Annotated in this window: 25 protein-coding genes and 1 pseudogene; 18 read left to right on the forward strand and 8 right to left on the reverse strand. The window is 58.7% G+C overall.

Going from position 1 to position 25,107, the window contains the following annotated elements:
* Nucleotides 1-46: 46 nt before the first annotated feature.
* From ACA074_RS05205 to ACA074_RS05215, 3 genes are all read right to left on the reverse strand, one after another.
* Nucleotides 47-1,363, reverse strand: coding sequence for an MFS transporter (locus ACA074_RS05205; RefSeq protein ID WP_497678551.1), 1,317 nt, complete (start codon nt 1,361-1,363; stop codon nt 47-49).
* Between the two features lie 310 nt (nt 1,364-1,673).
* Nucleotides 1,674-2,915, reverse strand: a complete 1,242-nt coding sequence (locus ACA074_RS05210; RefSeq protein ID WP_489879158.1) for a transporter associated domain-containing protein — start codon at nt 2,913-2,915, stop codon at nt 1,674-1,676.
* Nucleotides 2,916-2,928: 13 nt separating this feature from the next.
* Nucleotides 2,929-3,741 (reverse strand): cytochrome C assembly family protein, encoded by an 813-nt coding sequence (locus ACA074_RS05215; protein ID WP_187680008.1) that lies wholly within the window; start codon nt 3,739-3,741, stop codon nt 2,929-2,931.
* A 195-nt stretch (nt 3,742-3,936) separates the two neighbouring features.
* On the opposite strand from ACA074_RS05215, the gene ffh reads away from it, so the two are divergent.
* The 13 genes from ffh (at nt 3,937) to ACA074_RS05280 (ending at nt 15,305) form a co-directional block, all read left to right on the forward strand.
* Nucleotides 3,937-5,313 (forward strand): signal recognition particle protein, encoded by a 1,377-nt coding sequence (gene ffh / locus ACA074_RS05220; RefSeq protein ID WP_008081630.1) that lies wholly within the window; start codon nt 3,937-3,939, stop codon nt 5,311-5,313.
* A 249-nt stretch (nt 5,314-5,562) separates the two neighbouring features.
* Nucleotides 5,563-5,814, forward strand: coding sequence for a 30S ribosomal protein S16 (rpsP, locus tag ACA074_RS05225; RefSeq protein WP_016986371.1), 252 nt, complete (start codon nt 5,563-5,565; stop codon nt 5,812-5,814).
* A gap of 5 nt (nt 5,815-5,819) precedes the next feature.
* On the forward strand, nt 5,820-6,356 hold the full coding sequence (gene rimM / locus ACA074_RS05230) for a ribosome maturation factor RimM (RefSeq protein WP_497678552.1): 537 nt from the start codon (nt 5,820-5,822) through the stop codon (nt 6,354-6,356).
* Between the two features lie 2 nt (nt 6,357-6,358).
* A complete protein-coding gene (gene trmD, locus ACA074_RS05235; RefSeq protein ID WP_187680007.1) occupies nt 6,359-7,111 on the forward strand; it encodes a tRNA (guanosine(37)-N1)-methyltransferase TrmD in 753 nt (250 codons plus the stop codon).
* A gap of 45 nt (nt 7,112-7,156) precedes the next feature.
* Complete coding sequence (gene rplS / locus ACA074_RS05240) at nt 7,157-7,507, forward strand: 50S ribosomal protein L19 (protein WP_003175895.1); 351 nt, start codon at nt 7,157-7,159, stop codon at nt 7,505-7,507.
* 148 nt (nt 7,508-7,655) lie between these two features.
* Nucleotides 7,656-8,069 (forward strand): acyl-CoA thioesterase, encoded by a 414-nt coding sequence (locus ACA074_RS05245; RefSeq protein ID WP_187680006.1) that lies wholly within the window; start codon nt 7,656-7,658, stop codon nt 8,067-8,069.
* 67 nt (nt 8,070-8,136) lie between these two features.
* Nucleotides 8,137-9,033 carry a site-specific tyrosine recombinase XerD gene (gene xerD, locus ACA074_RS05250; RefSeq protein WP_497678553.1) on the forward strand — a complete coding sequence of 299 codons (897 nt, stop codon included), beginning with the start codon at nt 8,137-8,139 and terminating at the stop codon, nt 9,031-9,033.
* A gap of 163 nt (nt 9,034-9,196) precedes the next feature.
* Nucleotides 9,197-9,928 carry a bifunctional protein-disulfide isomerase/oxidoreductase DsbC gene (dsbC, locus tag ACA074_RS05255; protein ID WP_489879157.1) on the forward strand — a complete coding sequence of 244 codons (732 nt, stop codon included), beginning with the start codon at nt 9,197-9,199 and terminating at the stop codon, nt 9,926-9,928.
* A 131-nt stretch (nt 9,929-10,059) separates the two neighbouring features.
* A complete protein-coding gene (locus tag ACA074_RS05260) occupies nt 10,060-11,364 on the forward strand; it encodes a homoserine dehydrogenase (protein ID WP_489879156.1) in 1,305 nt (434 codons plus the stop codon).
* A 66-nt stretch (nt 11,365-11,430) separates the two neighbouring features.
* Nucleotides 11,431-12,840 carry a threonine synthase gene (thrC, locus tag ACA074_RS05265; protein ID WP_187680002.1) on the forward strand — a complete coding sequence of 470 codons (1,410 nt, stop codon included), beginning with the start codon at nt 11,431-11,433 and terminating at the stop codon, nt 12,838-12,840.
* Nucleotides 12,841-12,960: 120 nt separating this feature from the next.
* Nucleotides 12,961-14,334: a transporter substrate-binding domain-containing protein gene (locus ACA074_RS05270; protein WP_187680001.1), complete on the forward strand. Its 1,374-nt coding sequence runs from the start codon at nt 12,961-12,963 to the stop codon at nt 14,332-14,334.
* 117 nt (nt 14,335-14,451) lie between these two features.
* Nucleotides 14,452-14,859: a response regulator gene (locus tag ACA074_RS05275; protein WP_187680000.1), complete on the forward strand. Its 408-nt coding sequence runs from the start codon at nt 14,452-14,454 to the stop codon at nt 14,857-14,859.
* 164 nt (nt 14,860-15,023) lie between these two features.
* Entirely contained in the window at nt 15,024-15,305 is a 282-nt protein-coding gene (locus ACA074_RS05280; protein WP_401270681.1) for a DUF3509 domain-containing protein, read from the forward strand.
* Nucleotides 15,306-15,483: 178 nt separating this feature from the next.
* Here ACA074_RS05280 and ACA074_RS05285 read toward each other — a convergent pair whose 3' ends face one another.
* Together ACA074_RS05285 and ACA074_RS05290 are read right to left on the reverse strand one after the other, a co-directional pair.
* Nucleotides 15,484-16,443 carry a TIGR02285 family protein gene (locus ACA074_RS05285; RefSeq protein ID WP_497678554.1) on the reverse strand — a complete coding sequence of 320 codons (960 nt, stop codon included), beginning with the start codon at nt 16,441-16,443 and terminating at the stop codon, nt 15,484-15,486.
* Nucleotides 16,391-17,590: a CaiB/BaiF CoA transferase family protein gene (locus ACA074_RS05290; RefSeq protein ID WP_401270686.1), complete on the reverse strand. Its 1,200-nt coding sequence runs from the start codon at nt 17,588-17,590 to the stop codon at nt 16,391-16,393. The genes ACA074_RS05285 and ACA074_RS05290 overlap by 53 nt, the downstream gene beginning before the upstream one ends.
* A gap of 146 nt (nt 17,591-17,736) precedes the next feature.
* Between ACA074_RS05290 and ACA074_RS05295 the strand changes: the two genes are divergently transcribed.
* From ACA074_RS05295 to ACA074_RS05305, 3 genes are all read left to right on the forward strand, one after another.
* Nucleotides 17,737-18,279 carry a YaeQ family protein gene (locus ACA074_RS05295; RefSeq protein WP_007908961.1) on the forward strand — a complete coding sequence of 181 codons (543 nt, stop codon included), beginning with the start codon at nt 17,737-17,739 and terminating at the stop codon, nt 18,277-18,279.
* A gap of 55 nt (nt 18,280-18,334) precedes the next feature.
* Nucleotides 18,335-20,044, forward strand: coding sequence for a single-stranded-DNA-specific exonuclease RecJ (gene recJ / locus ACA074_RS05300; protein WP_187679996.1), 1,710 nt, complete (start codon nt 18,335-18,337; stop codon nt 20,042-20,044).
* Between the two features lie 268 nt (nt 20,045-20,312).
* Nucleotides 20,313-21,419 (forward strand): NADH:flavin oxidoreductase/NADH oxidase, encoded by a 1,107-nt coding sequence (locus ACA074_RS05305; RefSeq protein ID WP_489879151.1) that lies wholly within the window; start codon nt 20,313-20,315, stop codon nt 21,417-21,419.
* Nucleotides 21,420-21,554: 135 nt separating this feature from the next.
* Here ACA074_RS05305 and ACA074_RS05310 read toward each other — a convergent pair whose 3' ends face one another.
* Entirely contained in the window at nt 21,555-23,183 is a 1,629-nt protein-coding gene (locus ACA074_RS05310) for a glucan biosynthesis protein D (protein ID WP_497678555.1), read from the reverse strand.
* 403 nt (nt 23,184-23,586) lie between these two features.
* On the opposite strand from ACA074_RS05310, the gene ACA074_RS05315 reads away from it, so the two are divergent.
* Nucleotides 23,587-23,772, forward strand: a complete 186-nt coding sequence (locus tag ACA074_RS05315; protein WP_102357616.1) for a hypothetical protein — start codon at nt 23,587-23,589, stop codon at nt 23,770-23,772.
* Here ACA074_RS05315 and ACA074_RS05320 read toward each other — a convergent pair.
* Nucleotides 23,769-23,975, reverse strand: a complete 207-nt coding sequence (locus ACA074_RS05320; RefSeq protein WP_497658730.1) for a hypothetical protein — start codon at nt 23,973-23,975, stop codon at nt 23,769-23,771. The two genes, ACA074_RS05315 and ACA074_RS05320, sit on opposite strands and share 4 nt — an antisense overlap.
* Nucleotides 23,976-24,063: 88 nt before the next feature.
* On the reverse strand, nt 24,064-24,576 hold the full coding sequence (locus ACA074_RS05325) for a BRO-N domain-containing protein (RefSeq protein WP_497678556.1): 513 nt from the start codon (nt 24,574-24,576) through the stop codon (nt 24,064-24,066).
* Nucleotides 24,577-24,950: 374 nt separating this feature from the next.
* Here ACA074_RS05325 and ACA074_RS05330 point away from each other — a divergent pair.
* A pseudogene (locus ACA074_RS05330) lies at nt 24,951-25,094 on the forward strand (RloB family protein); the annotation flags it as partial.
* Nucleotides 25,095-25,107 lie beyond the last annotated feature (13 nt).

Here is a 25,107-nt window from a genome sequence, read left to right on the forward strand (position 1 = left end):
TTCCAAATGTGGGAGCGAGCCTGCTCGCGAAGCTTTTGATCTTCTGTCAGGCAATCTGATTCAGATCGTTGCCACGCGTTTCCTTCAGGCACAACACGGCGATCAAACTCAGCACCGCCGCTGCCGACACATACCCGCCGACATAACTCAAACCACCCATCGCCACCAGTTTCTGCGCAAAGAACGGCGCCGCCGAGGCTCCGACAATGCCGCCGAGGTTGTAGGCTGCCGATGCGCCGGTATAACGCACGTGAGTCGGAAACAGCTCCGGCAACAGCGCACCCATCGGGGCGAATGTCACGCCCATCAAGAAAAGCTCGATGCACAGGAACAGCGCCACGCCCCAGGTCGAGCCTTGAGTCAGCAGCGGTTCCATCAGGAATCCGGACAGAATCGCCAGCACGCCGCCGATGATCAGCACCGGTTTGCGCCCGTAACGGTCACTGGCCCAGGCCGACAGCGGTGTCGCGGCCGCCATGAACAGCACGGCAAAGCACAGCAGGCCAAGGAACGTCTCACGGCTGTAACCGAGGGTGGACACGCCGTAGCTCAGGGAAAACACCGTCGAGATATAGAACAGCGCGTAGCAGACAACCATCGCCGCCGCGCCCAGCAGCGTCGGTACCCAATACTGGCTGAACAGCTCGACCAGCGGCACTTTCACTCGCTCCTGACGGGCGATGGCATTGGCGAATACCGGGGTTTCGTGGAGTTTCAGGCGTACGTACAGGCCGACCATCACCAGTGCCGCGCTGAGCAGGAAAGGAATCCGCCAGCCCCAACTGCGGAACTGCTCGTCGCTCAGCGTCATGGCCAATGTCAGGAACAGACCGTTAGCCGCGAGAAAGCCAATCGAAGGGCCGAGCTGCGGGAACATGCCGAACCACGCGCGCTTGCCCTTCGGCGCGTTTTCCGTGGCCAGCAATGCGGCTCCGCCCCATTCGCCGCCCAATCCCAGGCCCTGACCGAAACGCAGCACGCACAACAGAATCGGTGCCCAGGCCCCGATGCTGGCGTAACCCGGCAGCACGCCAATCAGCGTTGTACAAACCCCCATCAACAGCAGCGAAGCGACCAGCGTCGATTTGCGTCCGATGCGATCACCGAAATGGCCGAACAGCGCCGAGCCTAGCGGGCGGGCAAGGAAGGCAATGCCGAAGGTGAGAAACGCCGAGAGCATCTGCGCGGTGCCGGAGGTCTGCGGAAAGAACACCGGTCCGATCACCAGTGCGGCGGCCGTGGCGTAAACGTAGAAGTCGTAGAACTCGATGGCCGTGCCGATGAAGCTCGCCGTGGCCACGCGGGTGGCGGAGTTGGTCGGCTGGGCAGGCGCGGTGTCGCTGTAAGCGGTACTGGTCGTCATGCGGTGATCCCTGACAGTCATATGCTCCGTTGGAGCGAATTATTATGGTGGAGTACCCAGGGATGTGGGATGAGGCGCGAGCGCTGTTTCGAGTAGGAACAGTCGTCGGTGTGATGCGGAAACAGTCGAGACCTGTTTAGTGCTGGGTAAGCACAGGGTCGGCGGCGCTTGGGTAAGCGCCTCGATTATAGGAAGGTGGCTAACGATTGAACAAGCGCAAAAGATCCCAGCCTTCGGCAGGTCCTGCAGGCGCATTCCACATGTAGGAGCTGCCGAAGGTTCCGGCCGCGTTCGGACGATCTTTTGATCTTTACCTGGCAGGCACCAGAGCGGGCACCGAACTCGTATGCCAGATCAGTACCCTGCTTACCCGGTTCTCCTCGGTCTCGAGAATCTCCAGGCGATATCGACCGATCTTCAGGCAAACCGCACTCTCTGGAATGGTTTCCAGCGCCTCGGTCACCAACCCGTTGAGGGTTTTCGGTCCATCGCTGGGCAAATGCCAACCCAGGCATTTGTTCAATTCGCGAATCGAGGCGGTGCCGTCAATCACCATGCGGCCATCGGGCTGCGGATGAATGTGCGGATTATCGAGGCTGTGCTCGCTTTCGAATTCGCCGACGATCTCTTCGAGAATGTCTTCCAGAGTGACGATACCGAGCACTTCGCCGTACTCGTCCACCACCATGCCCAAACGCCGCTGCTGCTTATGGAAATTCAGCAGTTGCAGTTGCAGGGGCGTGCTTTCCGGGACGAAGTAAGGCTCGTAACTGGCGGCCAGCAGCGCTTCGCGGGTCAGGCTATCGTCGTTCAACAGGTGGCGGATCTGGCGGGTATTGAGCACCGCTTCGACCTGATTGATGTCGCTGTGGAACACCGGCAGGCGCGTGCGCTTGGTGTTGCGCAGTTGTTCGATGATGTCTTCTATCGGGTCGTCGAGATTGATGCCGTCGACGTCACTGCGCGGTACCAAAATGTCATTGACCGTAATGTTGTCCAGCGCGTGAATGCCCGAGACCGGGTGCAGGCGAATCGGGTGTTCGGGATCGTCATGTCGATCAGCCTGCACATCGTCTTCGCTTTGCTGCACTACTTGGGCTTTGCGCGCAAACGGGCGCATCAGCAAAGCGCTGATCCGGCTGAACAGCCAGGCAAGCGGATAAATGATCTTGAGCGGCACGGCCAGCAGGGTATTGCCGAATGCCAGTACGGCGTCGGGATAACGCTGGGCGAGGGTGCGCGGAAAGTAATCGGTGAACACCAGCAGTATTGCGCCGGCACCCAGGGACGCCGCCCAAGGACCGTTTTCTTCACAGAGGAAAATCGCCAGCAGCGTCGCAATCACCACGGCGAGCGCACGGCACAGGGTGTTGCACAGGATCAGGCTGTCGAGCGGGAAGCTCAGCTTCGCCAGCGGTTTATCGCTGGCGCGCGAGGCGGTGCGTTGCGCGAGCAGATGCTGCTGCGCGATTTCGACGGCGGTAAACAGCCCCGACCATAAAATCAGCAGGACAAATACCGCGAGCATCGGCCCTATGGGCAAACCGTCCATTTATTGCCGCCCGTCAGATATGCAGGATGTATTCACGAACCAATTTGCTGCCGAAGTACGCCAACATCAGCAGGCAGAAACCGGCGAGAGTCCAGCGAATCGCCTTGTGGCCGCGCCAACCGAGACGATTACGACCCCACAGCAGCACGCTGAAGACGATCCAGGCCAGGCACGCCAGTAAGGTTTTGTGGACCAGATGCTGGGCGAACAGGTTCTCGACGAACAACCAGCCGGAGATCAACGACAGCGACAACAGCGTCCAGCCGGCCCAGAGGAAACCGAATAGCAGGCTTTCCATGGTTTGCAGCGGCGGGAAGTTCTTGATCAGCCCGGACGGGTGCTTGTGCTTGAGTTGGTGGTCTTGCACCAGCAGCAACAAGGCCTGGAACACCGCTATGGTGAACATGCCGTAGGCGAGGATCGACAACAGGATGTGGGCGAGGATGCCCGGCTCTTCATCGATGATCTGTACGGTGCCGGCCGGGGCAAACTGCGCGAGCAGCACGGTGGCCGCGCCCAGCGGGAACAGCAGTACCAGCAGGTTTTCCACCGGAATTCGCGAGCACGCCAGCAATGTCAGGGCAATCACGGCGGCGGCAATCAGGCTGGCGGCGCTGAAAAAGTCCAGGCCCAGACCGATCGGCGTCAGCAGGTGGGTGAGCAGGCTGGCGCTGTGGGCCAGCACGGCGAGGACGCCGAGCGAAACCAGCAGGCGCTTGTTCGCCTTGGCGCCGGTGGCCAGACGAGTGCCTTGATAAAGGGTCGCAGCGGCATATAGAAGGGCGGCGGCGAGTGTGGTCAGCAAACTGGGTGACAAGGGGAGCATAAATCCTGTTAGGCAAGCCCGAAAGGCGCTGAGTTTGGCATAGAACCGCCACACCACGAAAGTGCGAGGTGTCCGCCCGGCGCAGTCTTCGCTATAATCCGCGACCTGCCCACGCCGCAGGCTCGCCGAGCACATGTTGATTCCGGTCTGGGCCGCCATTATCCCGGTCTACACAGGGCCTGAAAGGATCGCGCAATGTTTGAAAACTTAACCGACCGTCTCTCGCAGACGCTGCGCCATGTCACCGGCAAGGCGAAGCTGACCGAAGACAATATCAAAGACACCCTGCGTGAAGTGCGCATGGCGTTGCTCGAAGCCGACGTCGCCCTGCCGGTGGTCAAGGACTTCGTCAATTCGGTCAAGGAGCGCGCTGTCGGCACCGAGGTGTCGCGCAGCCTGACGCCGGGCCAGGCGTTCGTGAAGATCGTCCAGGCCGAACTCGAAAGCCTGATGGGCGCGGCCAACGAAGACTTGAACCTGAGCGCCGTGCCACCCGCCGTGATTCTGATGGCCGGTTTGCAGGGCGCCGGTAAAACCACCACCGCCGGCAAACTTGCGCGCTTCCTTAAAGAGCGCAAGAAGAAGTCGGTCATGGTCGTGTCTGCGGACGTCTACCGTCCCGCGGCTATTAAACAGCTGGAAACCCTGGCCAACGACATCGGCGTGACGTTCTTCCCGTCCGACCTGAGCCAGAAGCCGGTCGACATCGCCACCGCGGCTATAAAAGAAGCAAAGCTCAAGTTTATTGATGTGGTCATCGTCGATACCGCCGGTCGTCTGCACATCGACGAAGAGATGATGGGCGAGATCAAGGCGCTGCACGCCGCGATCAACCCGGTAGAAACCCTCTTCGTGGTCGACGCCATGACCGGTCAGGACGCGGCCAATACGGCCAAGGCCTTCGGTGATGCACTGCCGCTGACCGGTGTGATCCTGACCAAGGTCGACGGCGATGCCCGTGGCGGTGCTGCCCTGTCGGTGCGCGCCATCACCGGCAAGCCGATCAAGTTCATCGGTATGGGCGAGAAGAGCGAAGCGCTCGATCCGTTCCACCCTGAGCGTATCGCTTCGCGGATTCTCGGCATGGGCGACGTGCTCAGCCTGATCGAACAGGCCGAAGCGACCCTCGACAAGGACAAGGCCGACAAACTGGCCAAGAAGCTGAAGAAGGGCAAGGGCTTCGATCTCGAAGACTTCCGCGATCAGTTGCAACAGATGAAGAACATGGGCGGCCTCGGTGGCCTCATGGACAAACTGCCGAGCATCGGCGGCGTCAACCTGTCGCAGATGGGCAATGCCCAGAATGCCGCAGAGAAGCAGTTCAAGCAGATGGAAGCCATCATCAACTCCATGACCCCGGCCGAGCGCCGCGACCCTGAGCTGATCAGCGGTTCGCGCAAGCGCCGGATCGCCATGGGTTCCGGCACTCAGGTGCAGGACATCGGTCGCTTGATCAAGCAGCACAAGCAGATGCAGAAGATGATGAAGAAATTCACCGCCAAAGGCGGAATGGCGAAAATGATGCGCGGCATGGGCGGTATGTTGCCCGGCGGCGGGATGCCAAAAATGTAAATAACTGGCCGGTCGTCGCACCGGCGCAGGCCCCGCAAGGATGCGGGATCAACAGCAAACCCGCACTCGGCGGGAGCTGACTGGCCGTTTTCATCGACGGCTCTATATGCAAATCTGCACGGCATGCCATAGGCGCCGGAAAAAGTCATTTGCAAAAGTCCGGATATTCCTTAGAATATGCGGCCTTTCGGGCACCCATGCCCGCTGTGCATTTAGATTTGCAGCACCGACTACAGGAACGATGTTCACATGCTAACAATCCGTCTTGCCCTTGGCGGCTCCAAAAAGCGCCCGTTTTACCACCTGACCGTAACCGACTCGCGCAACCCGCGTGACGGTTCCCACAAAGAACAGGTTGGTTTCTTCAACCCTGTTGCCCGTGGTCAGGAAACCCGTCTGTCCGTGAACCAAGAGCGCGTTGCCTACTGGCTGAGCGTTGGTGCACAACCTTCTGAGCGCGTTGCTCAGTTGTTGAAGGAATCTGCCAAGGCTGCGGCCTGAGCAATATGAACGCGACGCCTGCTGTTGCCGATGATTTGATCGTTATTGGCAAAATTTATTCTGTTCATGGCGTTCGCGGCGAAGTGAAGGTTTATTCCTTTACTGATCCGACTGAAAACCTGTTGCAGTACAAAACCTGGACGCTCAAGCGTGAAGGCAATGTCAAACAGGTCGAGCTGGTCAGTGGACGCGGGAGCGACAAGTTCCTGGTCGCAAAGCTCAAGGGTCTTGATGATCGTGAAGAAGCTCGTCTTCTGGCCGGTTACGAGATCTGCGTGCCGCGCAACCTGTTCGCTGAATTGACCGAAGGCGAGTACTACTGGTACCAGCTGGAAGGTCTGAAGGTCATTGATCACCTGGGGCAATTGCTCGGGAAAATCGATCATCTTCTGGAAACCGGCGCCAATGATGTATTGGTCGTCAAGCCTTGCGCTGGCAGCCTGGATGATCGCGAACGCCTGTTGCCCTATACGGAGCAATGCGTGTTGGCAGTCGACCTCGCAGCGGGCGAGATGAAGGTGGATTGGGACGCGGACTTCTAAGCGTGGCTAACTTGCGCGTAGAAGTGATCAGTTTGTTTCCCGAGATGTTTTCCGCCATCGGCGACTACGGCATCACCAGTCGTGCGGTCAAACAGGGGCTCTTGCAGCTGACCTGTTGGAATCCGCGGAACTACACGACGGATCGGCATCACACTGTGGACGATCGCCCGTTTGGCGGTGGTCCGGGCATGGTGATGAAGATCAAGCCCCTGGAAGATGCTCTGGTTCAGGCCAAAGCAGCAGCCGGGGAGGCGGCGAAGGTGATTTACCTGTCCCCCCAAGGCCGTCAACTGACTCAGTCGGCGGTACGCGAGTTGGCAAAATCGGATGCATTGATCCTGATTGCCGGCCGCTATGAAGGCATTGACGAGCGCTTTATTGAGGCTCATGTCGATGAAGAGTGGTCGATTGGCGACTATGTACTGTCTGGCGGCGAGCTGCCGGCCATGGTCCTGATCGATGCGGTTACACGACTGCTGCCTGGAGCTTTAGGGCATGCGGACTCCGCCGAGGAAGATTCCTTTACGGATGGTCTGCTGGATTGCCCGCACTACACCCGACCTGAGGTGTATGCGGATCAGCGTGTACCCGACGTGTTGCTGAGTGGCAACCACGCGCATATCCGGCGTTGGCGTTTACAGCAGTCCCTTGGTAGGACCTATGAACGACGCGCCGATCTTCTGGAAAGCCGCTCGCTTTCTGGAGAAGAGAAGAAGCTGCTCGAGGAATACATCCGCGAGCGGGACGATAGTTAACAACGTATCGATGGTAGATCAGTTGATTTACCTTAGGAGCACAGCATGACCAACAAAATCATCCTTGCACTCGAAGCAGAGCAGATGACCAAAGAAATCCCTACCTTTGCCCCAGGCGACACCATCGTCGTTCAGGTAAAAGTGAAGGAAGGTGATCGTTCCCGTCTGCAAGCGTTCGAAGGCGTTGTAATCGCCAAGCGTAACCGCGGCGTGAACAGTGCATTCACCGTTCGTAAGATCTCCAACGGTGTCGGCGTAGAGCGTACTTTCCAGACCTACTCCCCGCAGATCGACAGCATGGCTGTTAAACGTCGCGGTGACGTACGCAAAGCCAAGCTGTACTACCTGCGCGACCTGTCGGGTAAAGCAGCTCGCATCAAGGAAAAACTGGCTTAAGTCCAGCTTCCGATGCAGAAAAAAGCAGCCTACGGGCTGCTTTTTTGTTGCCTGCAATAAACTGCCCCCATCCTGTAGGAGCTGCCGAAGGCTGCGATCTTTTGATCTTGCTTTCGATTTGCAGTCTACTTTTTACGAGTCATCTCACATGTCTATCCGTGACCAGGAAATCGAACGCCGCACCGAACTCTCGGTGACACGCGTAACCAAAGCCGTCTTTCCGCCGACCACCAACCACCACAACACCCTGTTCGGCGGCACTGCGCTGGCGTGGATGGACGAAGTGTCGTTCATCACTGCCACACGTTTCTGCCGTTTGCCGCTGGTGACCGTGTCCACCGACCGTATCGACTTCAACCACGCGATCCCGGCCGGTTCCATCGTCGAACTGGTCGGGCGGGTGATCAAGGTCGGTAACACCAGCCTCAAGGTCGAGGTGGAAGTGTTTGTTGAAAGCATGAGCTGCGATGGTCGCGAGAAGGCGATTCATGGCCAGTTCAGCTTTGTCGCGATTGATGATGACAAGCGTCCAGTGCCGGTGTTGCCAGGGTTTTCCGCCTGAGTGTTTCGTGATCGGGTGCGCTGTGAAAAACTGTCCCCCCAGCTGTTGCTGCCTGACTTGAGCCTCTATGTCCGCCATTGACCATCCACTGATTGACCAATTCCTCGACGCCTTGTGGTTGGAGAAAGGCCTGTCCGACAACACGCGTGGCGCCTATCGCAGCGATCTGGCGCTGTTCAACGGCTGGCTGCAGGAGAAGAACCTTGAGCTGATCAACGCCGGCCGCGAGCTGATCCTCGATCACCTGGCCTGGCGTCTGGAGCAGAACTACAAGCCGCGCTCCACGGCGAGATTTCTTTCCGGTGTGCGTGGCTTTTATCGGTATCTGCTGCGGGAAAAGCTGATCACCGTCGACCCGACGTTGCGCGTCGATATGCCGCAACTGGGTAGGCCGCTGCCCAAATCGCTGTCAGAAGCTGATGTCGAAGCACTGCTCAAGGCGCCCGACCTGAGCGAAGCCATCGGCCAGCGCGACCGCGCCATGCTGGAAGTCTTGTACGCCTGCGGTTTGCGCGTGACCGAGCTGGTCAGCCTGACGCTGGAACAGGTCAACCTGCGCCAGGGCGTATTGCGGGTGATGGGCAAGGGCAGCAAGGAGCGTCTGGTGCCGATGGGCGAAGAGGCAATAGTCTGGATCGAGCGCTACATGCGTGACGGCCGTAGCGAGTTGCTTGGCGGGCGCCCCAGCGATGTGCTGTTCCCCAGCCAGCGTGGTGAACAGATGACCCGCCAGACCTTCTGGCACCGGATCAAGCATCAGGCCAAGGTCGCCGGGATCGGCAAGTCGCTGTCACCGCACACCTTGCGACATGCATTTGCCACGCATCTGCTCAACCATGGCGCTGACTTGCGCGTGGTGCAGATGCTGCTCGGGCATAGCGATCTGTCGACCACGCAGATCTACACCCACGTCGCCCGGGCGCGGTTGCAGGATCTGCATGCCAAACATCACCCGCGTGGCTGAACAAAGATCATGCAGGAAGAGGGTGTGGTCTCTTGCGACAGGCGCATTCGGCCACCGTGACCTTATGTGTTAGGCTTTGCCGGTTTGCACGATGGACGGTTATGACCCGGTGTTCCGGCACGGGCGTTCTGATCGATCCATTTGTCCGCCTTCAGGAGTTCTCATGCGTCTGACCCAGATTTTCGCCGCCGCAGCCATTGCGTTGGTCAGTACCTTTGCCGTCGCCGATGACGCGGCCGACAAAGCGATTCGTCAAAGCCTGGAAAAACTCGAACTCGAGGTTCCGGTAGAAAGTATCAGTGCCAGCCCGTTGCCAGGCATGTATGAAGTCAAGCTCAAGGGCAGCCGCGTGCTGTACGCCAGCGCCGACGGCCAGTACATCGTTCAGGGTTACCTGTTCCAGCTCAAGGACGGCAAACCGGTCAATCTGACCGAGAAGACCGAGCGTCTGGGCATCTCCAAACTGGTCAACGCCATCCCGGTGGCCGAAACCGTGGTTTACCCGGCCGTGGGCGAGACCAAATCGCACATCACCGTGTTCACCGACACCACCTGCCCGTACTGCCACAAGCTGCATGCCGAAGTGCCGGAGCTGAACAAGCGTGGCATCGAAGTGCGTTATGTTGCGTTTCCGCGCCAGGGCCTCGGCTCGCCGGGTGACGAGCAACTGCAAGCGGTGTGGTGCTCGAAAGACAAGAAAGCGGCCATGGACAAAATGGTCGATGGCAAGGAAATCAAGGCCGCCAAGTGCGATAACCCGGTTTCCAGACAATTCGCTCTGGGGCAGTCGATTGGTGTGAACGGTACACCGGCCATCGTTTTGGCCGACGGACAAGTCATTCCGGGCTACCAGCCTGCGCCACAAGTCGCCAAACTGGCGCTGGGCGCCAAGTAATTCGCATCGTCACGGTCAGGCTTTGACGATCATGGTCCGGTAGCAACATCGCCGGGCCATTAATAGAGAGCCGCGAGCACGCGGTTGTTTTCCGGCCGACCCTGAGTCGGCCGTTTTATGGGGAGTTCACAGTGAATCCGGTCAAAGTAGGCATCTGTGGGTTAGGGACCGTCGGTGGCGGTACCTTCAACGTACTTCAGCGCAACGCCGAGGAAATTGCTCGTCGTGCCGGGCGTGGGATCGAAGTGGCACAAATTGCCACGCGCACGCCAAAGCCTCAGTTCCAGACGACCGGTATTGCGATTACCAACGATGTCTTCGAAGTGGCCACGAACCCTGAGATCGATATCGTCATAGAGCTGGTGGGCGGCTATACCGTTGCCCGCGAGCTGGTACTCAAGGCCATCGAGAATGGCAAGCATGTGGTCACCGCGAACAAGGCTCTGATTGCCGTTCACGGTAATGAAATTTTCGCCAAGGCACGCGAGAAAGGCGTGATCGTGGCGTTCGAAGCGGCTGTGGCCGGTGGCATTCCGGTGATCAAGGCGATCCGTGAAGGCCTGTCCGCCAACCGCATCAACTGGGTCGCCGGGATCATCAACGGCACCGGCAACTTCATCCTCACCGAAATGCGCGAGAAGGGTCGCACCTTCGAAGACGTGTTGGCCGAGGCTCAGGCTCTGGGTTACGCCGAAGCCGATCCGACCTTCGACGTCGAAGGCATCGATGCGGCGCACAAGCTGACGATTCTGGCTTCGATCGCGTTCGGCATTCCGCTGCAATTCGACAAGGCTTACACCGAAGGCATCACCAAGCTGACTACAGCTGACGTCAACTACGCCGAAGCGCTCGGTTATCGCATCAAGCACCTCGGTGTGGCGCGCATCACTGATGCCGGCATCGAGTTGCGCGTACACCCGACGCTGATTCCGGCCGATCGTTTGATCGCCAACGTCAACGGTGTGATGAACGCGGTGATGGTCAACGGTGACGCTGCCGGTTCGACCCTGTTCTACGGCGCCGGTGCCGGTATGGAGCCGACAGCTTCGTCGGTGATCGCCGATCTGGTGGACGTGGTTCGCGCCATGACCTCCGATCCGGAAAACCGCGTACCGCATCTGGCTTTCCAGCCGGACTCGCTGTCGGCCCATCCGATCCTGCCGATCGAAGCCTGCGAAAGCGCTTACTACCTGCGCATCCAGGCCAAGGACCATCCGGGCGTACTGGCTCAGGTGGCGAGCATCCTCTCGGAGCGCGGCATCAACATCGAGTCGATCATGCAGAAGGAAGTCGAGGAACACGACGGTCTGGTGCCGATGATCTTGCTGACCCACCGTGTAGTGGAACAGCGCATCAACGATGCAATCGCCGCCCTCGAAGCTCTGGCCGGCGTGAACGGTCCGGTTGTACGGATCCGCGTCGAGCACCTGAACTAAGCCGCTATTGTTCACCGGGCCCGTGCACGGGCCCGGCTTTGCGAACACTCTCCATTGGAGTCAGTCATGCGTTACATCAGTACCCGCGGCCAGGCACCGGCCCTGAATTTCGAAGATGTCCTGCTGGCCGGTCTTGCCTCCGACGGCGGTCTGTACGTCCCGGAAGTGCTGCCACGTTTCACTCAGGAGGAAATCGCTTCCTGGGCCGGCCTGCCGTATCACGAGTTGGCCTTCCGAGTGATGCGCCCGTTTGTAACCGGCAGCATTCCCGATGCCGATTTCAAGAAGATCCTTGAAGAAACCTACGGTGTGTTCTCGCACAGCGCCGTGGCGCCGCTGCGTCAACTGAACGGCAATGAATGGGTGCTGGAGCTGTTCCACGGCCCGACCCTGGCGTTCAAGGACTTCGCCCTGCAACTGCTCGGTCGTCTGCTCGACTACGTGCTGGAAAAGCGCGGCGAGCGCGTGGTGATTGTCGGTGCTACCTCCGGTGATACCGGTTCGGCCGCCATCGAAGGCTGCAAACATTGCGAAAACGTCGACATCTTCATCTTGCACCCGCACAACCGTGTGTCCGAAGTGCAGCGTCGCCAGATGACCACGATTTTCGGCGAGAACATCCATAACATTGCCATCGAAGGCAACTTCGATGACTGCCAGGAAATGGTCAAGAACAGCTTCGCCGACCAGAGCTTCCTCAAAGGCACGCGTCTGGTGGCGGTGAACTCGATCAACTGGGCGCGAATCATGGCCCAGATCGTTTACTACTTCCACGCAGCCCTGCAGTTGGGCGGTCCGGCGCGTTCGGTGTCGTTCTCGGTGCCTACCGGCAACTTCGGTGACATCTTCGCCGGTTACCTGGCGCGCAACATGGGCCTGCCGATCAATCAACTGATCGTCGCCACCAACCGCAACGACATCCTGCACCGCTTCATGAGCGGCAACCAGTACGTCAAGGAAACCCTGCACGCCACGCTGTCGCCGTCGATGGACATCATGGTCTCGTCGAACTTCGAGCGCCTGCTCTTCGACCTGCACGGTCGCAATGGTGCAGCGATTGCCGGTCTGATGGATTCGTTCAAACAGGGCGGCGGCTTCAGCGTCGAGCAAGAACGCTGGACCGAAGCGCGCAAACTGTTCGACTCGCTGGCCGTGGATGACGCGCAAACCTGTGAAACCATCGCCGACGTCTTTGCACAGACCGGTGAAGTACTCGACCCGCACACGGCTATCGGCGTCAGAGCCGCGCGCGAATGCCGTCGCAGCCTGGACATCCCGATGGTGATTCTGGGCACTGCACACCCGGTGAAATTCCCGGATGCAGTGGAAAAGGCCGGTGTAGGAAAAGCTCTCGCACTACCTGCACATCTTTCTGATTTGTTTGAGCGAAACGAGCGCTGCACCGTTCTGCCAAATGAGCTGAAAGCCGTACAAGCCTTTGTCAGTCAGCATGGCAACCGCGGCAAGCCGCTTTAAGACGCTAAAAGCTGTCACATTTTGAAGCCCGTCTCCTGACGGGCTTTTTTGTTTCTGCTGCCACACTGCTGGGGTTTTCACCCATGAAGGACGGGTGAGTCGATCACGAAGGAAGTGGCAATGCTGTTTTATAGAGGTTTGAAACCGGCACTGGGCTGGTTGTTTGTGTTCGGGTTGCTGGCATGGATGCGCGGCAGTGTGGCGGCGCAACTGGCGCTGCATGAGGAAGGGGTGGCACTCAATGTCCAGTCCGTGGAACTGAACGCGCACGAGCGCCAATGGATTCGCGATAACCCCAAGGTGACGGTGGCGTCGGTGCAGTACCCGTTGTATCTGTTCAAGGACGAACATGGGCAGTGGAGCGGTTTGAACAACGATGTGCTCAAGCGCCTCACCGCGATGACCGGGTTGCAATTTGTGCATCAGGAATCTTTTTCCACCGATCATATGCTGGAGCGCCTTGAGAGCGGGGCGGCGGACATCAGTACTACCCTAGCCGTGAGTGATGAGCGCAAGGTTTTTCTGGATTTTAGCCACGCATTCGGTGGCGCCGGATGGGTGTTTGTCGGTCGCGCCGGATCGCCGCAGGTGGAGTCTTTCGAGCAATTGGCCAAGCGCGTGGTTGTGCTGCCGGCCCGCCATGCGCTGGAGGATGTGATTCGGCGTGACTTCCCGGCGATCGAGATACGTTCGGTCAAGACCTATGCCGAGGCCCGGGCTCTGGTCGAGAGCGGCGAAGCCTACGCGACCATTGAAAACGAGATTGGTGCACAGCTTTATCCTTTGGGGTTGCTCAAGGTGGGCGGCCTGGTGGAAGGCAAGTGGGAAGCCGATAACCTGGCCGTGCGCAAAGGCATGCCGGAGCTGCTGAGCATTCTCAACAAGGCGCTGGAGGCGTTTCCGGCCGCCGAGTTGCGGGCCATTCGCCTGAAATGGCTTGAAGGCATTTCACCGGCGCCTGTGCCGTCCATGTGGCAGCGCATGATCGAATGGGGCTGCTGGATGATGGGCGGGCTCGGCGTGTTCGGTTTGTTGTCGCTGATATGGAATCGGCGACTGACGGCGGTGATCAAGTTGCGGCGCGAGGCGGAAAAGGATCTTGGCGATCAACTGGCGTTTCAGCACGCACTGATCGATTCCATGCCCGATCCGGTGTTCGTCCGCGATCTGCAAGGGCGTCTGATTATGTGCAACCGCAGCTATGAAGAGGCGCTTTCGGTTCGACTGGATCAGGTTCAGGGGCGGCAGTTGATCGAGGTCGGTGCGTTACCTGAAGCGACGGCGTTGATGTTGCACGACGAGTTCATGATGCAACTGCGCACGCGCAAGTCGCGTTTCAGCAAGCGGCAATTGCAGTTCAAGAACGGCCCGCGCGAGGTCTATCAGTGGACGGTGCCTTTTTACAGTGCTGACGGCCAATTGCGTGGTCTGCTGGGCGGCTGGACGGACATCACTCAGCGCCGGACGGAGAGCGGGTGCAGATGTCCGCATTGAAGTTGGGAAATGTCCTATACGACGTGACTACTTTTCTGATGGGAGGCTTAAGACGGCTGCCCTAGAGTGAACGACAACTGCGGTGAGAGTCCGCGATTGTCGCCTCAGAGGTCGCCCATGCGCTCGCTTAAAGTCCTGATTCTTGAACCCAATCCGTTCCAGTTGATGGCATTGCATCAAATGCTCAATGCCATTGGCATCTACGACGTACTGACGGCGCCGTCGCTGGCATCGGCCCTGTGTTCACTGGGGCATCGCGGCGCTGTCGACATCGCTATTTGCGATCCGCAACTCAAAGGGGGCGATGGCCTGGCGCTGATCCAGCATCTGGCGGAGCAGCAAGAAGCGCGTGCGCTGATCCTTTTGGGCGCAGTCGCGCCGAGTCTGCTGAACGATCTGGACTCATTGCTGCGCGAGCATCGGTTGCGACTGCTGGGGCGTCTGCAAACACCGGTCTCGGCGGTGCTGATGAGAGGTTTGCTGGACAGCTACCTGATCGCCCATACGCAGCCTGTCGGCGTTTGAGGGGCGTGGTTATTTTTCTGTCATCTTCGCCGTGCATGCTCTGACAGACCGGTGGCGCTGCAGTGCTTGCAACCGAAATGCAGAACTTTCTTCTCGGGCCGGTGGTCATTTACAGTGGACACGCCCCAGACACAATGTTTTCGGACTATTGAGTGGAGATCGAGATGGAAAGTATCAGTCTATTGCTCGGTGAGGCTCTGAGCCCGTATCAGGTTTCGTTGTCCTCAAGTGGTGCCCAGGGTGAATGCCTGGTGACCTTGAAGAACAGCAGCGGCGCCATTGTGGTTGAACGCCAATTCAATCAGGCGCAGTTGACCGACAAGCGTCAACTGACCGATGTCGTTGATGGTTTGCACCGTGACATCCTGATTGCCGAAGGGCGCCTGGAGCCCTGCGTGATCGCAGCATTGCGCAATGCAGCCCTGGACAAGCGTCCGGCGCTTTGAAAAATGAAATGTTTTTTGTGGGAACCTTCCTGCATCCCCGTCAGTCAGACCCCGTAACAGCAGGATCAAGCATTGTGCTCCGGTGCTTGTCGCTTGCTGCTACTGGTCTTTTTTACAGGCCACGTTTAACCCCGAGTCGTCTCCCCACTTCTCGGGGTTTCTTTTGTCTGCAATTTGCTCACTGCGCCGCCTGCTGTTCGAAGAACGTCCGGGCCTGTTCGAGGTAACCCTCACGCCTGTCGGGATCGAGCCAGTCGGCATAGCGCTGGTTCAACTGATCGTGGGGCAGGGTACGCAGCAGTTGGTTGATCTCGGTGATCGCCTGGCGACCTTGTGGTGTGTCGGAACATCCGATGTAACCCGACAGGTATTTAGCGTTGCCCCGAAACGGATAAAACAGCAGCTCGTCTTCGGCAATTTTTGCCAGATGAGCCTGGTAGCGGATTTCCGGCCAATAACCCAGAACTACCTGTAACCGTCCGAGACGCTGCATCATCAGCAGGCTGTTAAGGGCGTCGTTGCCGTAATGCGGTGTGAGTGCGTCTTTTGGTGCCTGGCGCAGCAGGTTGTCGACGAGCTCACCGTAACTGCGCTCCGCGACGATGCCGACCTTTTCCTTGCCATCGGCCAAAAGCGCCGCCAGATCGACTTCACCGTCCACCAGAAACCGCGCCAATACGTCGCGATCTTTCTGGCGCACCACCAGCCCGTTGCTGACAGCGCGAAACGCAGGAATGGAAAAAGCGATCCATTGCGTGCGCTCTTTGCTCCAGATTAACGATGGGTCGCAGGTGAACGAGGCTTCGTGAAGCATCTGCATGCCGCGGGCGCGATTAACCCGCATCAGTGTGTGTTCGTATTGCGGCATGCCGGCGATCAGCATCGGCATCAGGTGATCGATGACGCCCTGGCCCTTTTTAGGACCTTCGAAAATCGTCAGCGGCGGCATGTCGCGCAGTAACCAGATCAGCGTCGGTTTCGCCTGTGCCCAAGCCGGCAAACCCAGCAGAAACAGCAAGCCGAACAGGCGCCACGTCCACCAGTGATGGGCGCGGTTGGCGGCTGATGTCTGTCGGTTTTTCAGTTCAAATGGCTCCGTCTTCGCGCAGTCGAGTGATCTGCTGTTCGTCGTAGCCAAGATCGTGGAGTACCTGCGCATTGTGTTCACCGAGCTGCGGCCCGACCCATTCGGACGAGCCCGGTGTCTCAGAGAGTTTCGGCACGATGCCCGGCATCTTGAAGGGCTTGCCGTCCGGCAACTTCGCGTGCAGGAACATTTCCCGGGCCAGGTATTGCGGATCGGTGAGCATGTCCTCGGCGCTGAAGATCCGGCTGACCGGCACGTCGGCCTGATTGAGCAGGTCAAGCACGGTTTGCAGCGGCAGCGAATTGACCCAGCGATCAATTACGCCATACAACTCGTCACGGCGGCTGTCGCGCCCATCGTTGCTGGCCAGCGTCGGATCGTTGGCCAGATCGTCGCGGCCCATCACCTGCATGAAACGTTTGAAAATCGCATCGCCATTGGCGCCGATCTGCACATGCTTGCCGTCAGCGCTGGTGTGGATCGAGGAGGGCGTGATGCCGGGCATGATGTTGCCGGTGCGCTCGCGAATAAAACCGAACACGTCGAACTCCGGCACCATGCTTTCCATCATGGCGAAGATGGCTTCATACAACGCCACATCGACCACTTGGCCCAAGCCGCCGTTGACCTCGCGATGACGCAGCGCCATCAACGCGCCAATCACGCCCCACAGCGCGGCAATCGAATCGCCGATGGAAATTCCGGTGCGCACCGGCGGTCGATCCTCGAAACCGGTGATGTAGCGCAGGCCGCCCATGGATTCGCCGACCGCACCGAAACCGGGTTGGTCCTTCATCGGCCCGGTCTGACCGAAACCAGAGAGGCGCACCATCACCAGTTTCGGGTTCAAGGCGTGCAGGGTTTCCCAGCTCAGACCGAGTTTCTCCAGGACGCCGGGTCGGAAGTTCTCGATCAGGATATCGGCTTCAGCGAGCAGTTTTTTCAGGATTGCCAAACCCTCGGGGTGTTTGAGGTTCAGCGTCAGCGATTTCTTGTTGCGCGCCTGAACGAACCACCACAGCGAAGTGCCTTCGTACAACTTACGCCACTTGCGCAAGGGATCACCGCCGTCCGGCGATTCGATCTTGATCACTTCGGCGCCGAACTCGCCGCAAATGCGCGAGGCAAACGGCCCGGCAATCAACGTACCCAATTCAATGACTTTCACACCGCTGAGCGGCTTGTTGGCGAACGGCATACTGAATCCTGTAGGACAAGGTTATGCGGATACAGCGTTTTAACATAGCCGGCTGTCAGGCGCGCAAAGTTGATCGCCATCAATTCGATGATTGCCTACGGCATCGGTTAGACTTGCCGACTTTCCTTGTATCAAGAAGCCCGTTCATGGCCCAGCCGTCCACTACGTATAAATTCGAACTGAACCTCACCGACCTCGACCGCAGCGTCTACGAGAGCGTCAAGCAGACTATCGCCCGTCACCCTTCGGAGACCGAAGAGCGCATGACCGTGCGGCTGTTGGCCTACGCCCTCTGGTACAACGAGCAGTTGTCGTTTGGCCGTGGTCTGTCGGACGTGGATGAGCCGGCGCTGTGGGAAAAAAGCCTGGACGACCGTGTCCTGCACTGGATCGAAGTCGGCCAGCCAGACGCCGATCGTCTGACCTGGTGCTCACGCCGCACCGAACGCACCAGCCTGCTGGCCTACGGCAGCCTGCGCGTCTGGGAAACCAAGGTCATCCCGGCGATCAAAAACCTGAAAAACGTCAACATCGCTGCGGTCCCGCAAGAAGTGTTGGAAACCCTGGCCAAAGACATGCCCCGCGTCATCAAGTGGGACGTGATGATCAGCGAAGGGACGATCTTCGTCACCGACGACCGTGGTCAGCACGAAGTCCAGTTGCAATGGCTGCAAGGTGAGCGCGGCTGATCCTGCGCTTTCACCGAATTAATCCCACGTATTCAAGAGAAGCCTCCGTCACCCCATGCGTATCGAACCTCGCCAACTGCCTGCCACTCTGCCATTTCTCGGTGATCTGCCACCGCTGCTGACCCGTTTGTACGCGGCGCGGGGCGTGCAGTCCGAGGCGGAGCTGGACAAGAGCCTGGCGCGCTTGATTCCGTTCCAGCAACTCAAGGGCATTGATGCGGCAGTAGATCTGCTGGTGACGGCGCTGGAGCAACGTCAGCGCATCCTCATCGTCGGTGACTTTGACGCGGACGGCGCCACCGCCAGTACGGTCGGCATGCTCGGTCTGCGTCTGTTGGGTGCGGCGCACGTCGACTATCTGGTACCGAACCGCTTTGAATACGGCTACGGCCTGACCCCGGAAATCGTCGAAGTCGCCATGACCCGCGAGCCGCAGTTGCTGATCACCGTCGACAACGGCATCTCCAGCGTCGAAGGCGTTGCCGCCGCGAAGCGCCATGGGCTCAAAGTACTGATCACCGATCACCACTTGCCTGGCGACGAACTGCCGGCGGCCGATGCGCTGGTCAATCCGAACCAACCGGGCTGTGAGTTTCCGAGCAAGGCGCTGGCCGGGGTCGGGGTGATTTTCTATGTGTTGATGGCCTTGCGTGCGCGCCTGCGCAGCCTCGGCTGGTACGAGAGCAAACCGCAACCGAACATCGGCGAGCTGCTTGATCTGGTGGCATTGGGCAGCGTGGCTGACGTAGTGCCGCTCGACGCCAACAATCGGATTTTGGTGCACCAAGGTCTTGAGCGGATTCGTGCCGGGCGCGCGCGGCCGGGGATCAAGGCGATTCTTGAAGTGGCAAAGCGTGACGCGGCGCGGATAACCTCCACGGATCTCGGCTTTATCGTCGGCCCGCGGCTCAATGCCGCCGGGCGTCTGGATGACATGAGTCTGGGTATCGAATGCCTGCTCACCGCCGACGCCAATATGGCCCAGGAAATGGCCGCGCAACTGGACGGCATGAACCAGGATCGCAAATCCATCGAGCAGGGCATGCAGCGTGAAGCGCTGGCCCAGCTCAAGGATTTGCCCGTCGAGTCGATGCCATATGGTTTGTGCCTGTTCGATCCGGAGTGGCACCAGGGTGTTATCGGGATCCTCGCCTCGCGCATGAAAGAGCGTTATTTCCGTCCGACCATTGCCTTCGCCGATGCCGGTGATGGCCTGCTAAAAGGCTCGGGGCGATCGGTGCAGGGCTTCCATATTCGTGATGCCTTGAGCGTGGTTGCGGCGCAACATCCGAACCTGATCGCCAAGTACGGTGGCCACGCGATGGCGGCCGGCCTGACCTTGCCGCAAGAGAATTTTCCGTTATTCGCCGAGGCATTTGACGCCGAAGTGCGTAGGCAACTTCGCGAAGAAGACCTCACCGGGCGTTTGCTCTCGGACGGCACGCTGGCGGTTGAAGAGTTTCACCTCGAACTGGCCCGCGCCCTGCGCCACGCCGGACCGTGGGGGCAGCACTTTCCGGAACCGCTGTTCCACGGCGTGTTCCAGTTGGTCGAGCAGCGCGTGGTTGGCGAGCGTCATTTGAAAGTGGTGCTGAAAAGCGAGTGCGGTTCGGTGAAACTCGACGGCATCGCGTTCGGCATCGACCGCGACATTTGGCCGAACCCGACCATCAAGTGGGTCGAGCTGGCCTACAAACTCGACGTCAACGAGTTTCGGGGCAACGAGACCGTGCAACTGATGATTGCCCACATCGAACCGCGTTGACCCCATTCGCGAGCAGGCTCGCTTCCACAGGCCCGGTGTTGTCCCTGTGGGAGCGAGCTTGCTCGCGAAGGCGGACTTTCACACACAGAATCACTCTGAACCCTCCCGCCCCCCCGGTTGTCGACTAGGCTCTAAGCACTGCTTGATTGGCCTTGTGACGTCTTGTCGAATTTTTTGCCCGCGGGGGCGGGTGCTGTACCTTTTCCTGTCACTCGTCGACTTTTCAAACAGAACCCTGGAGCCTGCCCACTGATTTGAGAGGTGCCCCATGAGTCTGCTGCTTGAACCCTTTACCCTGCGCCAACTGACCCTGCCCAATCGCATCGCCGTGTCGCCCATGTGCCAGTACTCCAGCGTCGATGGCCTGGCCAACGACTGGCATCTGGTGCATCTCGGCAGCCGCGCGGTGGGCGGCGCCGGCCTGGTCTTCACCGAAGCCACGGCGGTCACAGCCGACGGGCGGATCACCGCCGAAGACCTTGGTTTGTGGAACGACGAACAGATTGAACCGCTACAACGCATCACTCGTTTCATCACCGCCAATGGAGCGGTGGCCGGCATTCAACTGGCCCACGCCGGGCGCAAGGCCAGCACCCATCGGCCGTGGATCGGCAAGCATGGCAGCGTCAAACCGGACGATGGCGGCTGGACCCCGGTCGGGCCTTCACCGATTGCCTTCGACCCGCAACACACACAACCCAAACAGCTTGATGAAGGGCAGATCGCCGACGTGATACAGGCCTTTGTCGATGCCGCCAAGCGCGCATTGACGGCGGGGTTCAGTGTGGTTGAAGTCCACGCAGCTCATGGTTATCTGCTGCACCAGTTTCTTTCGCCATTGAGTAATCAACGGCGGGATCAATACGGCGGTTCGTTTGAAAACCGGATTCGGCTGGTGTTGCAAGTGACCGAAGCGGTGCGCGCGGTCTGGCCGGAAGAGTTGCCGGTGTTTGTCCGCGTGTCGGCCACTGACTGGGTCGAGGACGGCTGGAATCCTGATGAAACCGTAGAGCTGGCGCGACGCCTGCACACGCTTGGCGTTGATCTGATCGACGTGTCATCGGGCGGGACAGCGGCCAACGCGGAGATTCCCGTTGGGCCGGGCTATCAGACTCGCTTCGCTGAACGTGTACGCAAGGAGTCAGGCATCGCCACCGGCACTGTCGGAATGATTACCGAGCCGGCGCAGGCCGAGCACATTTTGCGAACCTGTCAGGCCGACATCATCTTCCTCGCCCGTGAACTGCTGCGTGATCCGTACTGGCCGTTGCACGCCGACGATGATCTGGGCGGACGCCAAGCCGTGTGGCCGGCGCAGTATCAGCGTGCGACCCATCGAGACCAGCCGATTCATGAGTCTGATCTGCGTGATTGAGTGAACTGCTGAAATGCAAAAAGCCCCGGCCAGTGATGGTCGGGGCTTTGTTTTTATTCCTCAGTACTTTATCGCCGGTGCTGCCGTCATCGCTGGCTTGCCAGCGATGGGGCCCAATCAGACACTACATAACCCTCAAGGATACTTACGCTTATCCGGCGCCGGCGGGAAGTACTGGTACAACCAGGTTTCACTCAGCGTGCGGTCATTGGTGCGGATGAACAAACGCAGCTCCACCGGTTCAACGCTGTCATTGGTCGGGTACCAGTCAAACAGGATCCGATAACCCTTGATGTCATCCAGCACCAGCACGCTGAAGTCCTGCACCTTGCCGTTCGAGCACGTCACCACCGGTTCGATCCCGGTGCCCTGCGGCAGGCGATCGAGACCGCCTCCGTTGAAGTCCACGGCGAAACGACGCGCCCAGACTGGTGGATAATGCTCGCCGGGTGCCCAGCCTTCGACGAAGCCGCCCATACCGGAGCGTGTGGCGTGCACTCGCGCCAACGGCGTACTCACCGGCGGCAGGGCGCTCCAGTACAGCTTGTAGCCGTAATTCAGCGAATCCCCGGCCGCGACCGGTTTTTTCGGTGTCCAGAACGCCACGATGTTGTCGAGGGTCTCGCCGGTTGTAGGAATTTCCAACAGATCGATAGAGCCTTCGCCCCACGCGGTTGTAGGTTCTACCCACAGGCTTGGGCGTTTGCTGTACCAGTCGACAGTGTCCTGATAGTTGGCGAATTCATGATCGGTCTGCACCAGACCGAAGCCCTTCGGATCGGTGTCGGCAAACGCGTTGAATTGCAGGGTGGCCGGGTTGTTCAACGGACGGCAGATCCACTCGCCGTTGCCGCGCCACATCGCCAGACGATCCGAGTCGTGTATCTGCGGGTGAATGGTGTCGCACATGCGGCGCTCGTGGGTGCCGCAGCTGAACATGCTGGTCATCGGCGAGATGCCCAGTTGTTCGATGGCCGTGCGCGCGTTGATGTGTGCGTCGACCTCCATCACCACGCGCTCGGCCTGGCAATCAATGTCGAAGCGATACGCGCCAGTGGCACTCGGCGAATCGAGCAGGGCGTACACCACAAAACGCGTGGCGTTCTTGTCCGGCGTCTCGAACCAGAACTTGGTGAAGTCAGGGAATTCTTCGCGTTTCTTCGCGTAAGTATCGATCGCCAGACCGCGCGCCGAGAGGCCATATTGGCCAGTCGCATCTACCGCACGGAAATAGCTGGCGCCGAGGAACGACAACACGTCGTGACGATCAAGTTCCGGTGCCTTGAACAGCTTGAACCCGGCAAAACCCAAGTCGCCCTTGAGCTGCTGGGTGTCGACCGAAGTATTTTCATAGTTGAACAGCGCCGGGCGGAAATGCACCTCGCGGGCGGTGCGGGTCTTGGCGTCGACGCTGTACATGCGCACCGGCTGGCGGAAACCCATACCGACGTGGAAGAACTGCACGTCCAGCTGACCCTTGTTCTCTTTCCACAACGAATGTTCGCCGTCGTAGCGGATCGCGTTGAAATTTTGCGGGGTCATGGTCGCCAGCGTCGGCGGCAGCACCTGTTTGGTGTCCTGATACGCGCTGCCGGCCAGTTGCTTGGCCTGACGCTTCAGCGCTTCGAAGTCGAAGGCCTGAGCCTCGCCATCGGCGGCGCCGCCATTGGCAGCCCAGGCGCGGCTGGCCAGCAGGCCGGTAGCCGAAAGACCGGTGTAAGCCGCAATGGCCATGGACGCTTTGAGCAAATTCCTGCGGTGCATAAATACAACCTGTCGTGTGCAATCCCGCGCCCTTCCTGGCACGTGCTGGATCAGAAATAACGGTTCGGACATGCCTTGGCCAAACGCAACGGACTATAAACAGATGCCGGCTAGCTTAAACCGTTCGATTGTCGTGCAGAAATGATTGATTACAAGGCTCAGTGTGGCAATGAAACAAGACATGTCAGTATTTTTTCCGACAGTGCTTTCTGATTTACACGGCATATCTGCTTTTTTCGACTAATTACTCTAAATACCCCTTTTCAGCGCCGTTTAAATTTCTATTCTATGGACATGACCGGTCGCGAACCTTCAGACCGGCTGGGCACACGACGCTGCTGAAAGGGGCAGGGCGATGTGGTGGTTAAGCAGTTCTTTGACGTATTAGAGAAGGACATCGTCCATGGCAAAAATACAAGGTATCACCGACATGTTGGGCATCTTTCCCTGCCTCGGCAGCGGGCGCAGAAGGCGTAGGCTTAGCTCCGATGAGCTGAAACTGGTTGAGCGTTATCGGGAGCTTTCGGAGAGCGACCGGATTGCGATGCGCTATCTGGTGGATGCGATGAGGAGTGTTTCGCGGTTTTAACCCTGGGATTGCGACAGTGAAAGCCATTTGGCTTTTACGGTCGCCAAGTCAATTAACCTGCCTGCGTCGGCATCAGCGATGCCGACTTTTATTGCTTCCTGGTGCTTGGTTAGGCTGATTTGCTTTAGGTAACACTCTGCGAAGAACTCATCGCTTGGGATGACTTCCAGAACGTAGGGCATTTCAACGATTGGCGCTTTCATCTGCAAACAACTCGGTTAGAGGTTTGAAACGCGGAACCTGTGGCGAGGGAGCAAGCTCCCTCGCCACAGGTTTTTTGCTGGATGGACTTCAGCTACAGGTTCCCAAAACCGGATACGGCTGCTGGCCGTGCATCAACTCCGGCACGTCTCGCCATTTGACCCACGCCTGCTGCTGCCAGTGCAGCAGAGGGACGGTGACCCCAGCCCAGTTCACCGAACTCAGGCTCGGGCAGTTATCCACAGGTACCGCGTTGGTTTCGCGCAACATCGGAATCACTTCATGGCTCAACCATTGGCGCAAGTTGCGGTTTTCCGGCACGAAGTGATGGACGAGCAGGGCGTACAGACCGGACTCGCTGACCATCGCGCAATCGACGATTTCGCCGTCCTTACGCATGAGGACATTTCGACGCTGATCGGGATCGAGTTTCAGGGTGAGGCGTTCGTTCAGCGGATAGCCCATCAGACGACCAAGATCCTGGACGCAGAACCAGGCTTCGTGGTCTTGCATGAACGCGTGGAGGAAGCGGTTGTGGCGGGTGAAGACGGTGGGGGTGAAGTAAGGAAAGTTTTCAGAGGTGTTTTTGATGTGTTTAGGCATTTGTCGACTCCAGTATTGAGAATAGAGCCGCCACTCAAATGAGCGCGGTTGCGCCACGTTGATTTTGTTCCGGCTTCGACACCGGGCTGCTGACTTCACAGCCGGAAAGAAGACTATCTCCGGGATGCTCTCCGCGCAAAGTCTGCTCCATCGACACTAACTGTAGGAATCGGGACTATTTTAAGAAGGCTGTGTCTGTAGGAAATTACTGTTTTTGCACTCGCTGCAGTCTGTCTGCATCTGAAGCGTGTTTTTTCATTTATGTATGAAAACCCAAGCAATGAACTGCAGGTGTTCTCCATGTTGATCGAATTCTCGGTATCCAATTACCGCTCATTTCGGGACAGGCAAACCCTGTCCATGGCGGCGAGCCACTCGGAAAGCCATTTCAGCAGGCAAGAGCGCTGGCCCCCAAAGTTCTTGAGGATGTCGCCCTCAGTGGCGAACACAACCCAAGCACTGAAATTCACTTATTGATGGATGAGTTCGAAACCCTTTCAAAGTCTCAACTGATCTAGCATCACAAACCGT

This window comes from Pseudomonas sp. LBUM1655 (assembly GCF_059716085.1).

What these genes read in the sequence shown, in the direction of transcription:
- ACA074_RS05205 (WP_497678551.1), bottom strand. Translation starts at nt 1,363, where the DNA reads ATGACGACCAGTACCGCTTACAGCGACACCGCGCCTGCCCAGCCGACC.
- ACA074_RS05210 (WP_489879158.1), bottom strand. Translation starts at nt 2,915, where the DNA reads ATGGACGGTTTGCCCATAGGGCCGATGCTCGCGGTATTTGTCCTGCTG.
- ACA074_RS05215 (WP_187680008.1), bottom strand. Translation starts at nt 3,741, where the DNA reads ATGCTCCCCTTGTCACCCAGTTTGCTGACCACACTCGCCGCCGCCCTT.
- ffh (WP_008081630.1), top strand. Translation starts at nt 3,937, where the DNA reads ATGTTTGAAAACTTAACCGACCGTCTCTCGCAGACGCTGCGCCATGTC.
- rpsP (WP_016986371.1), top strand. Translation starts at nt 5,563, where the DNA reads ATGCTAACAATCCGTCTTGCCCTTGGCGGCTCCAAAAAGCGCCCGTTT.
- rimM (WP_497678552.1), top strand. Translation starts at nt 5,820, where the DNA reads ATGAACGCGACGCCTGCTGTTGCCGATGATTTGATCGTTATTGGCAAA.
- rplS (WP_003175895.1), top strand. Translation starts at nt 7,157, where the DNA reads ATGACCAACAAAATCATCCTTGCACTCGAAGCAGAGCAGATGACCAAA.
- ACA074_RS05245 (WP_187680006.1), top strand. Translation starts at nt 7,656, where the DNA reads ATGTCTATCCGTGACCAGGAAATCGAACGCCGCACCGAACTCTCGGTG.
- xerD (WP_497678553.1), top strand. Translation starts at nt 8,137, where the DNA reads ATGTCCGCCATTGACCATCCACTGATTGACCAATTCCTCGACGCCTTG.
- dsbC (WP_489879157.1), top strand. Translation starts at nt 9,197, where the DNA reads ATGCGTCTGACCCAGATTTTCGCCGCCGCAGCCATTGCGTTGGTCAGT.
- thrC (WP_187680002.1), top strand. Translation starts at nt 11,431, where the DNA reads ATGCGTTACATCAGTACCCGCGGCCAGGCACCGGCCCTGAATTTCGAA.
- ACA074_RS05270 (WP_187680001.1), top strand. Translation starts at nt 12,961, where the DNA reads ATGCTGTTTTATAGAGGTTTGAAACCGGCACTGGGCTGGTTGTTTGTG.
- ACA074_RS05275 (WP_187680000.1), top strand. Translation starts at nt 14,452, where the DNA reads ATGCGCTCGCTTAAAGTCCTGATTCTTGAACCCAATCCGTTCCAGTTG.
- ACA074_RS05280 (WP_401270681.1), top strand. Translation starts at nt 15,024, where the DNA reads ATGGAAAGTATCAGTCTATTGCTCGGTGAGGCTCTGAGCCCGTATCAG.
- ACA074_RS05290 (WP_401270686.1), bottom strand. Translation starts at nt 17,590, where the DNA reads ATGCCGTTCGCCAACAAGCCGCTCAGCGGTGTGAAAGTCATTGAATTG.
- ACA074_RS05295 (WP_007908961.1), top strand. Translation starts at nt 17,737, where the DNA reads ATGGCCCAGCCGTCCACTACGTATAAATTCGAACTGAACCTCACCGAC.
- recJ (WP_187679996.1), top strand. Translation starts at nt 18,335, where the DNA reads ATGCGTATCGAACCTCGCCAACTGCCTGCCACTCTGCCATTTCTCGGT.
- ACA074_RS05305 (WP_489879151.1), top strand. Translation starts at nt 20,313, where the DNA reads ATGAGTCTGCTGCTTGAACCCTTTACCCTGCGCCAACTGACCCTGCCC.
- ACA074_RS05310 (WP_497678555.1), bottom strand. Translation starts at nt 23,183, where the DNA reads ATGCACCGCAGGAATTTGCTCAAAGCGTCCATGGCCATTGCGGCTTAC.
- ACA074_RS05315 (WP_102357616.1), top strand. Translation starts at nt 23,587, where the DNA reads ATGGCAAAAATACAAGGTATCACCGACATGTTGGGCATCTTTCCCTGC.
- ACA074_RS05320 (WP_497658730.1), bottom strand. Translation starts at nt 23,975, where the DNA reads ATGAAAGCGCCAATCGTTGAAATGCCCTACGTTCTGGAAGTCATCCCA.
- ACA074_RS05325 (WP_497678556.1), bottom strand. Translation starts at nt 24,576, where the DNA reads ATGCCTAAACACATCAAAAACACCTCTGAAAACTTTCCTTACTTCACC.